Annotated in this window: 2 protein-coding genes; one reads left to right on the top strand and one right to left on the bottom strand. The window is 67.4% G+C overall.

All coding sequences use genetic code 11. The annotated features are described in order from the left end of the window. Positions 1–3: 3 nt before the first annotated feature. Complete coding sequence (locus AB0E83_RS04335) at positions 4–6864, bottom strand: polymorphic toxin-type HINT domain-containing protein (protein WP_362105632.1); 6861 nt, start codon at positions 6862–6864, stop codon at positions 4–6. A gap of 720 nt (positions 6865–7584) precedes the next feature. On the opposite strand from AB0E83_RS04335, the gene AB0E83_RS04340 reads away from it, so the two are divergent. Further along, on the top strand, positions 7585–12447 hold the full coding sequence (locus tag AB0E83_RS04340; protein WP_362105635.1) for an FG-GAP-like repeat-containing protein: 4863 nt from the start codon (positions 7585–7587) through the stop codon (positions 12445–12447). The last annotated feature ends 230 nt before the right edge of the window (positions 12448–12677 follow it).

Raw genomic sequence — 12677 nt, forward strand, 5'->3', positions numbered from 1 at the left:
CATTTACGGCGCCCTCCCGCCAGCGTCTCGAATAACCGCGAACGGAATCCTGATGCCAGCTTGAGCGAAGGCGTCAACCCCCTGGTTGATGAACGAAGCGGCGCATCGGGCACACGGCGGTGTGTAGTGGCCCGTCCAGTTGTCAAACGAAGTGACTCTGCCGCCACTTCCGAAGGTGATCTGCCCAGCACCGACGACCGGAGACCCGCCACTGGCTATCGTGTGATGGATGCCAGGCAAGTCGCGAACGATGTTCAGGTTACCTTGCTGCCCAACCGTCCAGAGGTACCTGCCGCCGCCTGCGACTGCCTGCGAGAACTCGGCAGAGCCAGCCGCCATTGCGGACACCCCCTCGAAATCGGCTGCCATTTGTTCGAATGGCAGATCATCCGGCTTGCTATTGGACACCACTCCGTCGCCGCAGTTATGGACGAGGACCGGCGTGGCTCCGGCCAGCACATAGTACGTATGGAAGTCGGCGACCGTCAGGTTGCGGACGCTGGCCGGCTGGGTCCAGGCGCGGACCGCGGTGACCTGGACGTGGGTGCCGGCGCTCGTGCGGAGCCACTGGCCGGGCTTCAGGTCCTTGGCGTCGATCCATTTGTCGAGGGCCGGAACCCAGAAGGGGTGGCCGTCGGTGGCCGTGAGGGTGGCCGTGGCCCCGCCCTTGTCGCCGTCCGTGTCGATCGTGACGCGGACCAGGTGCTTCTCGCCCTCGCCCACGATCGTCGCCGTGATGTCCTTGCCCGCCGTCTCGCCGGTCTTCTCGTCCGTCGCGAGGACTTCGTCGCCCGGCTGCAGGTCCTTGATCGGCTTGGTGGTGCCGTCGGCCAGGAGGACCCGGGTTTCCGGGGTGAAGCTGTTCCTGATGGGGCAGGACCCCGATCCGCCTCCGGATTTCTTCGCCGCGTCGGCCGCCACTTCGTCGGCCTTCTTCGACGCGGCCATCGCCGCGTCGGCGGTCTTCCTCCAAGCGGCGTACTCCTCGGCGTACTTCGCCATCGCCACGGCGTCTTCGTCCGCCCGCCGCATGACGTCGACGGCCCAGCGGACCTCGTCTTCCCAGCGGTTGTACATCTTCCAGGCGGCCTCGAGCGCCTTGACCGTGCGCTTGGCCTTTCCTGCGAACGGCATGGCCGCGTCCAGGGCGAGCGATCCGCAGGCCCAGACGTCGCCGCCGAGGCAGGCCTTGATGTCGTCGAAGCCGCTGATCCCCTTGGCGACTGTCAGTGCGATCTCGAGGACGACGTCCGTCTTGGACTTCTTCAGCAGCTGCTTGGCCTTCTTGACCTCCCCCTCACTGGTGGAAGTGGTCGGCGGGGGCGGCGGCGGGGTGGTGTCGAGGGTGTAGCCGAGCTGGTGCGTCTCGTAGTCCTCGTAGACCTCCTCGGGCGAGTCCTTGCCCTCGGTCTGGATGGGCGCGCCGCAGCCGCCCTTGCCGTCGCACGAGGCCAGGCCCGACGGGTCCGAGAACGTGATGGGGCTGTTGTTCCCGTACGCGTACGGGTTCATCGTCTGCGACTCGGCGATGTCCATCAGAGGGTCGACCGAGATGAACCGGCCCAGTGCCGGGTCGTACTCGCGGGCGTTGAGGTGCGTCAGACCCGTCGCGTCCTTCGCACCGCCCAGGTAGCCCTTGTCGTCGGGCCACACCGACGGGGCCGTGCCGCGGTTCTCGCCGAACGGCGTGAACTTGCGGCGCGTCACCGTCTTCGTGTCCGCGTCGACCGACGTCGTCGACGAGCCGTTGCGGTCCGCGAGGAGGAACGACGTCTTGACCGTGCCCTTCTCGGCGACCTTGACCATGGTGGGGCCGGCCGGGTGACTGTAGTAGCGGGTGGTCTTCTCGACCGCGCCCGAGGCGTTGAGCCTCAGCTCGGTGCCCGGCAGGTAGAGGGTCGTCCCACCGGCCTCCCGCTCGATGAGACGGTTGCCGCCCGCGTCGTAGACGTAGGAGGACTGATCCGTGCCGGCGGTCACCTTCTCCAGATGGCCTTCCACGTCCCACTGGAGGCTCTGGGTCTTGGTCGGGAAGGTACGGGACGTCATGTTGCCCGCGTCGTCGTAGCCGTACGTCTCCTCGCTCGCGCCCTGCGGGCCCGTCGTGGAGACCTTGGCGAGACGGCTCTTCGTGGCCAGGTCTTCGGCGTACGTGTACGTGCGCTTGACGTCGTTCGCGGTGTTGCCGAGCGGGTCGTGCTTCGTCTCGCTGAGACGGTTGCCGGCGGCGTCGAACGTGTACGAGTGCCAGTACGCGTCGGGACCGCCGACCTTCGGCGCCGATCCGGGACCGGTTTCCCCGGGCTTCAGCGCACATGCGTCGGACGCCGTCCAGGCGTCGGTCATCCGCCGTAGATGGTCGTAGGCGAAGCACTGGACGTCGGTGGTCGCGGCCGTCGGGGTGTTGCCGGCCTTGTCCGTGATGCGGGTGACGTTTCCTGCGTTGTCGTAGTCGGTGAGGACGTCGTTGAGCGTGACGGTGTCGACCGTGCCGACTTCCTGGTGGTGCGTCGTGCGGATCACCCGGCGGGTCTGCTCGTCGAACAGGTTGCTGGTGATCAGCTGCCTGCCCGCGTCGTCGACCCGGGTGCGCACCACGTCACCGAGGGAGGTGTACTCGGTTCCCGCCACGAAGGTGGTGGTGCCGACCGCCATGGTGTCGATGGTGTCCAGGGTGTTGTAACCGATGGACACCCGCTCGGCGGGAAGATCACCGACCGCCGGCGACGTCATGGTCTGCGGGAGACCGGTGCGCGGGGTGTACGTGTTGCTGTACGCGTACGTGCCCGCGAGCTTGCCCTCACTGGCCGGGATCGTCACCGCGGTCTTCTTGACGCGGTACTCGGTGTCGTACTCGGTGACCGCCTGGGTGTACGCGTTGGTGCCGACGTAACGGGTCGAGGAGGCCGGGAGACCCAGCGCGCCGGGAACCGTGTCGTACGTCCGCGACGTCAGCTTCGGGCCGCTGAGCGAGCCCTCGTGGGTGGCCGTGACGCGGCCCAGCGCGTCGTAGGCCATGGCGATCGTCCGGGCCGGGCTCCGGCCGTCCGTCACGGAGACGACCCGGTCACCCTGGTCGTACACCATCGTGGACGTGCCCTTGTCGGGGTCCGTCGTCGTCTTCACACGACCGCGGACGTCGTAGGTCGTCGACCACTCGTTGCCGATCTGGTCGGTGACCTTCTCCAGCCGTCCCTTGCGGTCGTAGCTGTAGATGATCCTGTCGTAGGCGCCGGTGGGTGAGTCCCCCTTGAACTGGCGCAGCTCGGTCTTGCGGCCCGCGGCGTCCATCAGCGCCATCGTCGGCGTGTCGCCGGACGGCGGATCGACGGCCGTCCAGTCACCGCCGTAGGTGGTCGTGGTCCGCCAGGTCTCGTTGCCCTTGTGGCGCGCGATGGTCTCGACAGGACGCCCGACGCCGTCGTACTTGGTCACCGTCGAGGACGGAACCACGTTGTCGTCCGGATCGAACATCGTGGCGACCGGGCCGCTGGTGCTGTTGTAGTAGCCCGCGTTCTCCTTCCAGACGCGGCCGAGGCTGTCGTAGAAGGTGTCGGTGATGACCCGGCCGCCGTTCATCGCGGGGTTCTGGGTCTGCCGCAGGCGGAGCGCACCGTCGTAGAAGTCGTAGGAGACGCGGTAGGAACCGTCCTCCAGGAGCCTCTTGTTGGTGATGACGACCGGTGCGTTCTGGCCGACGGTGTACGTGAACTCCGCGTCCGGCGTCATGGTGAGCGGGTCGCGGTCGGGCGACCAGACCTTGGTGGTCCGGCCCAGCGCGTCGTACTGCATCACGGTGTCGCGGCCGTTGGCATCGGTCTGCACGAGAGGCAGACCGCGCCCGGGGTCGAGCTCGGTGGTGGCCGTGTGACCGAGTGCGTTGGTCGTGACGATCTTGGTCACGACGGCCCCGGTGGCCGGCGTGTAGGCCGTCTCGGTGACCTTGCCGTAGACATCGGTCGCGGAGGTGATGCGGCCGTTGGCGTCGAAGGTGGAGGTGCCCTGGGTGGTGTACTGCGGGGTTCCGTTGGTGAAGCCGGAGAGCGACTCCGTCTTCACGACGTTGCCCACGGCGTCGTACTGGACCTTGGCGTCGGAGATGACGTTGTCGGGTCCCACGACGATGTCGGGGTCACAGGTCGCGGCGACGGTCAGGACCCTGGTCTGCTGGGACTTGAACCACTTCGCCGTATCGTCGAGGTACTCGTACCGGGTGCACGTGTCGTCGTCGGCGACGGACGTGTCCCCCTTGGACCAGGTCGAGGTGATCCGGCCTTCGGCATCGTATGCGTGCTCGACGGCGGTCTTCCGGTCCGGTCGGCCTCCCGACAGGATCGTGCGGGAGGACGTCGACTTCTGTCCCTGGATCCAGGACTCGAGGGCCGAGGCCCCGGTGGCCGAGCGGTCGCGGGAGGCGATCGGGCCCTTCAGGTAAGGGGTGTTGATGGTCGCAGAGCTCAGGGGGCCGGAGACCCCGTTGAAATACTGCGTCTCCCTGACCTGCCCCGCGAGCATCCGGTGGTCGGCGACCGAACTGGCGTCAGAGGCCACGATGGATTCCGAGCGGCGGGTGCCGTCCGCCTTGAGGTCACCGTCGAGGCCCCGGTAGAAGAGGGTCTCCGTGCGGGTGAGCACGTCGGGGGAGACGCCGTGGACGGCCTTGACCTTGGAGTAGCCGCGGTAGACGGACCAGGTGCGGGCAGGCTTGTTGGTCAGCTCGCTGGCGTCGTCGTAGGCCCAGGCGGGGCTGCCGATGTAGGTGTAGTTGACCTCGCTGGTCGGCGAGGTGCCGTTCTTGTCCTCCTCGCGGACCTGGTCGACACGGTGCTTGTGGAACCAGTCTGTGGAGTACTTCTTCTTCAGACCCGTCGGGTCGGTGGGGTCGTTCGTCTCGACGACGACCGGGAAGCAGCGCAGGCCGTTGGTGTCGGGCGAGGCGGGGAGATTGACGGCGCCCGGAACGCTGGAACACTCGGTGGGCGCGTACTTGACCACCGTGCGGGCGCCGGTCTCCGTGTTGATCTGCTTCACGCGCCAGCGGAGATACGGCGGATTGCCGTCGTCGTTGTTGTCGACGCGGTTGGGCAGCTGGGTACCGACGAACGTCACGGCGGGCAGGTCGATCGCCGTGCCGTTCTGGCCGGAGCGCTGGATGCTCTTGAGCCAGAGCGGGTACTCGCCGCTGACGGCGCCGTCACCGGTGGACTGGAAGTCCTGGTCCAGGGTCCAGACGTCGACGGGGACGTGGACACCTCCCTTGAGGACCTTGGTGGTGATGCTTCGCAGGAGCTTGCGGGTGAAGAAGGTGGGCGAGTACCGGTCCTTGCAGACTTCGCCGGCGTCGCAGATCTGGTCGGTGGGCACGTCGGGCCACTTCGCGGCGATGTCGCTGGAGGCCGTGGAGGTGAGCTTGCCCTCGGCGCAGTCGAACGTCTCGGTGACCCGGCAGCGTTCACGCGTGCTGTATCCGACCTCGGCGGGCGAGATCACGAACAGGTTGTCCGAGCGCAGGCCGTACGAGGCGCGCCTCAGGTAGCTGCCGCGGTCGTAGAGCCGGGCGGTGGAGGTGCCGGTGGCGGTGACGTTGGAGCCGTAGTAGTTCCGCTCCTTCTCGTACCAGTAGGTGAGGGCGTTGCCGCGCGGGTCGACGACGTAGTCGAGGTTCCACCGGTAGGTCTGATCACAGACCGAGGCTGCGTAGGTGGCGGCATGGCAAGGCTCGCCGGCGTGGTTGCCGTAGACCGGAACGTTCAGTGCCGAGTTGGTCTCCCTCTTGCCGTCCGCCCAGCCGGGCAGGCGGTTGAGACCGAAGTGGAACTTGACGCCCTCGGTGTTGGTGACGACCCAGTACTCCCCCTCCTTGTCACCGTTGACCGTGCCCGTCTTCAGCTCGACGCTGGAGCCGTCATGGTTCGCCGGATACCACTTCTTGACCTTGGGGTCGGGGTTGTCGTCCAGGACGAGCGCGGTGGAGGAGCCGTTGAGGGAGAGCGTGACCATCGGGGGGCCCTGGCAGAGGTCACCCGTCGGGTGGGTCGTGGGGTTGTTGAACCCGCTGCCCGCCTTGCGGTCCTCGGCGCACGACACGTACGTGCGCTCGATGAAGCTCGACCCGGTGTCCCAGCCGTCGCCGATCCAGGAGGGCTGCTGCGAGGTCGCGAGCGTGCGGCCGTCGACACTGCCCGAGTTGTACCCGATCGCCGTGGACGGGCCGGGTCCGCCGAGCGACGGGGGAACCTCGATCGGATAGGTCCAGGAGAAGTCACCGGTGGAGCCGCCGGCCGACCAGGAGCCCGTGGGGCTCAGGGAGGTCGCCGTGTAGGTGCCCTTGGAGCCGGAGGCCGAGGCCGTCGCGGCGAGGACGACAGCCCCGCTGCTCGCAGCGGGCGCCGCGAAGGTGCCGGTCAGCGTGCCGGTCTCGGCGTCGTTGGTGCTCGGCAGGGGGATGGAGCCCTGGCACTCGGGCTTCTGCGGCGTCGTCAGCGAACACGCGGGGCGCTGGCTGAACTGCAGCCGGGATCCCCAGTCGGCGCTGTAGGCGTCGGCGAAGGAGCGGTAGTCCAGCTCGACGGAGAGCGGGTTGGCCTCCTTGCCCAGGTCGGTGCGCTGGACGGTCAGCAGGATGCCCCGGACACCGGCCCTGCGCGTGGTCGCCTGGCTGTGCAGGGAGATCTTGGCCGTCACGGCGGGGCTGTCGGCCTTGGGAGCGACGGCTCCCTTGACGGCGCCCTTGTCGCCGAAGGCGACCCGGACGGGGAGCGAACCGGCGCGCGCCGAGGGACCGGCCGGGGCGGCCTTGCCCCGGTTGCCGGGTATCCCCAGGGCGACGGATGCGGAGGAGCGGGCGGCCGTGGCCTTCGGCACGGTCGCTACAGCCGTGGCGGGGTCCGGCCAGCGAACCTTGGGAACCCGCTTCACCGCGGGTCGGCTGTTCGTGTCCGGCGACGGAACCGGCGTTCTGGGCGGCGTGGGAGCCGCCGGGACGTCCGTGACCTTCTGGAGCTCCGGCAGCCTCCGTGAATCCGAGGCCTGGGCGGCGACGGGGGAGAGAGACGCCCCTGATGCCACGATGGCCAGCGCAAGCGCCGAAAGTCCGGAACGCCATGTTCGAGATCTATGTCTGGAAAGTTTTTGAGCATGCCGAAGCGGCACGTTGACCCCCACCCCTTAAATCGTTGATCACGTGAGCTGGCGCATATTAGTCAAGGCGTCCAAGCGCAATGAGTGAGGTTGCGCGGCAATTCACGCCGAAGCCGGGTTTCCGGTGCCGAGCCGAGGATTTTTTCCGGTGGAGGAGGTCCGAGTATGTCAAGTCGACATGGTGACTTGACTGCACGTCACTGAGGCCTGCTAGAAAGCAGCCTGAATGATTACGTTCGAATTTCGGTGATGCCGCCCGAGGGGGATTTGTCTCCACAAGTCGGAGGCGGAGGGGCGGTCTCACGTCCTGGAATTCGCGATCGAGAATGGTATGGATCTCACTCCATGAGACAGATCAGGTCCAGAAGGACTGACCCCGGGGGGGTCGTGCGCAGAGGGATTTCGGCAGTCGCCGCCGCGGCGATGCTCCCCGGCCTCCTTGCCATGGCGCACCCGAGCCTCGCCGCTGACGAGGCGACGGCCGCCGAGGTGGCCGCCGACCCCCAGCCGGGACCGGACGCCGAGACGAAGAAGGCCCTCAAGGAGGCCAAGCGCAGCGGAAAGCCCGTCGAGCTCACGTCCTGGCGCACGGAGACCGACGAGGTCTTCGTCAACCCGGACGGCACGGCCAGGGTCGACCGTGCGATCCTGCCGGTACGTGTCTACCAGGGCAGCGAACTCGTCGATATCAACCCTGACCTGGCGACTCGCTCAGACGGCCGGATCGCCCCCAAGGCCTCGGCGATGTCCGTCTCATTCTCCGGGGGCGGCGACGACGTCTTCGCCACCATGGTCCGCGACGGCCGCAACGTGGACCTCACCTGGCCGCACGGGAAGCTCCCGAAGCCCAAGGTGGAGGGCAACACCGCCACCTACGCCAACGTCCTTCCGGGCGTGGACCTGACGGCGACGGCGGACGAGGTCACCTTCTCGCACACGCTCGTCGTCAAGACGCCCGCAGCGGCCAAGAACCCGGCCGTCCGGTCCGTTGATTTCGGCCTGAGGGCCAAGGGCCTCAAGATGACCCGGGCCGCTTCCGGTGACATCCATGCCGAGACGCCGTCGGGTGCCGCAGTCTTCGTCGCTCCGCAGCCGAGCATGTGGGATTCTTCCGGTTCGGAGCACAGCGCTGCCATCGACCCGAAGACGCCGAAGAACGCCATGCCGTCGGCCGCGCGCTCGCTCCAGGACACGCTGGAAGGCGCCGTAGAGGGAAGCAAGCAGGCCAAGCTGGGTGTGAAGCTGGGCGACGGAAAGCTGACCCTCGTCCCGGACGCGGGCCTGCTGGACGACCCGAAGACCACGTACCCCGTCGTCATCGACCCCGTGTGGGGCCCGGACGCCTGGAAGAACGCCTGGTCGATCGCCTACAAGCACTCCGCGTACCCGGGTACCGGCGACACCGTCTATTACAACAGCGGCACTCTGACGGACGAGGCCCGTGTCGGCGTCGCGACCGACGAGCAGAACGGCGGGACCGTCCGGGCCAACACCTACTTCCGGATCCCCATCAACAACCTGTCCGGCAAGCAGATCATGGAATCGACGCTGCGCATCAAGCAGACGCACGCCGGGTCCTGGTCCTGCAACTCCGGTAACGTCCTGGTGAAGACCGTCGGAAAGACTCTGCCGAAGGACATCACTTGGAACAACCAGCCGGCATGGGGCGCCCTGGCGGACTCCTCCGGCGCGTCCTTCGGAGGCCGCAACTGCCCTGACAGCACGGCCAACCTCGTCGAGTTCGACGTCAAGGGCGCGATCTCCGACGCCGTCGCCGACGGCTGGGGCAACTGGGTCTTCGTGCTGACCGCCAAGTCGTCCGAAGTCGACGTCTCGTGGCGCAAGTTCGATCCGGACACCGCGCGGCTCTCCACGAAGTACAACACCCTTCCGACCAGGCCTCGGCTCAGCATCGACCCGTCGCTTCCCTGCGCGGGTGGTGTCATCGGGACGACCGACGAGATCGTCCTGAAGGCGTTCGGGTTCGAGGACGACGAGAACGACGACCTCAGGGTCGAGTTCAAGTACGGTCAGGTCGGCAAGACCGGCGCCACACCGGTCACGAGGGACGCGAGCAGCGGCGGGGTCGCGCAGCTCCGGATCCCCGCAGGGACGACCCTGCCGTCCACTCAGTACTGGTACGAGGCGACCGTCGACGACGGCGTCGGCGACAGCCCGAAGGCGGGGCGTTGCTACTTCACCTATGACCGCGTCGGTCCGGCCAAGCCGCCGAAGGTGAGCTCCTTCGAGTTTCCCGAGGACGTCGAGCAGAGCTGTGCGGGTGGCAAGCCCACGGGGACGTGTGTGATGCCCGCCCGCACCACAGGCACCTTCAAGTTCGAGTCCAACCTCACCGGCACGGCCAACGACGTGGTCGAGTACGTGTACTGGACCGACTTCGACACCAAGGAGAGATCGCTCCGGCCCTCGGCGACCGGCGGCTCGGTCACCGTCAGCCTCAGGCCGCTGAACGCCGGCCCGCAGTATCTCTACGTGCGCAGCGAGGATGCGGCCAACAACCGTTCTTCCATCAGGGCGTACCAGTTCCTCCCGACCCGTTCCGCCACCCGTGACAGGCCCGGCGACATGAACGGCGACAACACCATCGACCTGGTGACCGTCGACCCCGGCACCGGGGCCCTCTGGACCTATCCGGGCCGTGGGGACGGCACCTTCGGCACGGGCGAGCTGGCGAGCAGGGGATCCTTCGCCGCCGGTCCTGTGACGAACGGTGGCAACTGGGACGCGTCGGATTACTACGAGGACGTCCTCGCCCTGCAGCCGGCGCCCGCCGGTGAAGGCGGTTTCGAGCTGTGGGCCTACAAGGGTGACGGCAATGGATCGATCAAGACCACGGTCGACAGGCGACGACTGCTGAAGGTCGCCGAAAGCGAGGACAATCACTGGCGTAACGCCACGCAGATCGTCTCCGTCGGCAGCTTCAACGACGACGGCAGTTACCTCAGCAAGGTTCGCGACGGCAAGTCGACCATGGACGACCACCCGGATCTGCTCGTGAAGGAGGGCTCCAGGCTCTACCTCTACCTGGGCACCCGCGGCAGCGAATACCTCGACCTCGTCGACCTCAGCCGACCGGCGATCGAGCTGGGCAACGCCGACTGGCAGGACATGACGATCATGTCCCCGGGCGACGTGAACGGCGACGGTCTGCCGGAGGTCTGGGCCCGCGACACCGTCAAGGGCACGATCCACCAGTACACGAGCCGCCTGCTGCCGGAATCGGAGCGGGACAGCACGATGCTGGCCGACCTGAGCGTGTACAGCAACGCGGCGGTCCGCCAGACCTCCATCGCCACTGGCTTCAAGGGCGTGACGTACCCGCACCTGACCTCGTCCGGCGACTTCGAGGGCAACGGCCACGCCGACCTCTGGTCGCGTGACGGGGCCGGTCGGACGGTCGAGTTCCCCGGTCGCACCTACACCGATGGCTCGGCCTTCGGTCTGGAGCGCGCCCTCGCCACCACCGGCTACGACTGGACCGACTGCAAGGGCTTCCCCGCCGCGTCCGGCAGCGGAACCGTCTCGCTCTGTGGACCGATCCGCGGCAAGTACGAGTCGCTCGGCCCCGAGTTCGGAAAGCCCGTGGCAGGCATGGTCACTGTCAGCGACGGCGGCCGGTACGTCAACTTTGCCGCCCCCGGCACGACGGTGACGGACCGTGCGATCTCCTGGAGCGAGAACACCGGTGCCTGGTCCATCACCCGGGGGGCATTCAGCAAATGGAACGCGAACGGCCGTGAACTCGGGTACCTCGGCTACCCGACCTCGGACGAGCGTCCGACCGGTGTCGACGGCGGCTACTCCATCACCTTCAGGAAGGGGAATGTCTCCAGCGCCATCTACTGGCGGAGTGGCCTCGGGTACCAGGCGATCACCGGTGCCATATACGACAAGTACGTGAGGCTCGGCGGGGCTGCCGTCTACGGCTACCCGACCGGCGACGAAGCGGTAGTGGGGTCGTTGGGCCCGCTCGCCCAGCACTTCCGCTCGGGCAACTCCACCACGGACAACCACTCCTTCTACCGCTACCTCGGCGCTCGTGGCGCCGTGGTCTGGCCCGTCTCCAACGCCATCCGTACCCACTGGCTGAGCACGGGCGGCTACAGCGGGCCTCTCGGCCCTCCGACCTCGATCGAGTACGAGGTCTACGGCGGCAAGCGCACGAACTTCGAGAAGGGGTACATCCGCTGGAACCGGCAGACCGGTCACATCGCGGATCACGCCTTCACCGACCGGACCGCGCACCTGCGCACCGACCTGGCCGGTGACTACAACGGCGACGGCAGGACGGACATGTTCACCGTCTACGACTACGAGAAGGGAGGCATGGGCCTCTACGTCTCCAAGGCCAACGCCGACAACGCGCACACCCCGCCCAAGGCGTACTACGTCACGGACGACCCGGGCGACTGGTACTACGACAGCAGCAAGTGGGCAGCCGGTGACTTCGACGGGGACGGCCGTGACGATCTCGTGGGCTTCTACGGTTACGCGGACGGACGGGTCAAGGCGTTCACCTTCCTGAGCCAGGCCAAGGGCGGCCCCGTTCAGCGCACGAGCATCGACCTGCCGACCGGTCAGTGGACCTGGTCCAGGAGCACGATGCTCGCCGGCGACCTCAACGGCGACAGCCGCGACGACCTCACCTTCCTGTACGACTACGGCGACGGCGTCCTGGGCGTCTTCAGGGCGCTGTCCCGCGCCGACGGTACCTTCGAGAACCCGGTGCTGTCGTTCAAGACCGGCGTCAACTCCTGGTACACGTCCTCCGTCAGTTACACGATGGGTGACACGAACGGCGACGGCCGCGACGACATCGTCGCCTTCTACGGTTACGGCACGGGCGAGTCCCGGCTCTTCACCTTCACGGCGAAGGCCGATGGTCACCTGAACTCGTACGTCGGCTCCTGGTCCGCTCCGGCCGGCGCCTGGGAGCGCAGCCGGGGCAAGCTGACCACGGGCGACTTCAACCAGGACGGCCGTGACGATCTCGCGATCACGTACGGGCACGACGACGGGCGCACCGAGTTCCGGCTCTCCTATGCCCGCCCGGACGGCGGCTTCGACGCCTTCACGACTCCGTACACCACCGACCCGGGAGACTGGTACGTCAACAGCACCGGGAACCTGGTCACGGGCGACACGAACGCCGACGGTCGACCTGACATCTCCGTCTCCTACAACTACGGCAACGGCGAGACGCGTGTGTTCACCTTCCGTGGCAACGCTGAGGGGACGATCAACCCCGGGATCCGCGGCTGGTACGCAGCGCCCGGCACCTGGTGACGTGACGCATCAGGAGCTCGCGCAGTGACGAGGGCCGCACCTCTGCAAGGGGTGCGGCCCTTCCTGTTGCGCGCGACTCCTTCACTGGCTCCACCCCGTCCAGCACACCTCCCGCACCCGGCTTTCCCGCCGAATCAGGCCGGACGACCGGAAGACGATCCGCCGCTTCATGAGCCGCACCATCCCCACCCCCCAGAAATGGATCTCCACCGGTCGACCCGGCAGCCTCA

This window comes from Streptomyces sp. NPDC035033 (assembly GCF_040636735.1).
Taxonomy (GTDB): Bacteria; Actinomycetota; Actinomycetes; order Streptomycetales; family Streptomycetaceae; genus Streptomyces.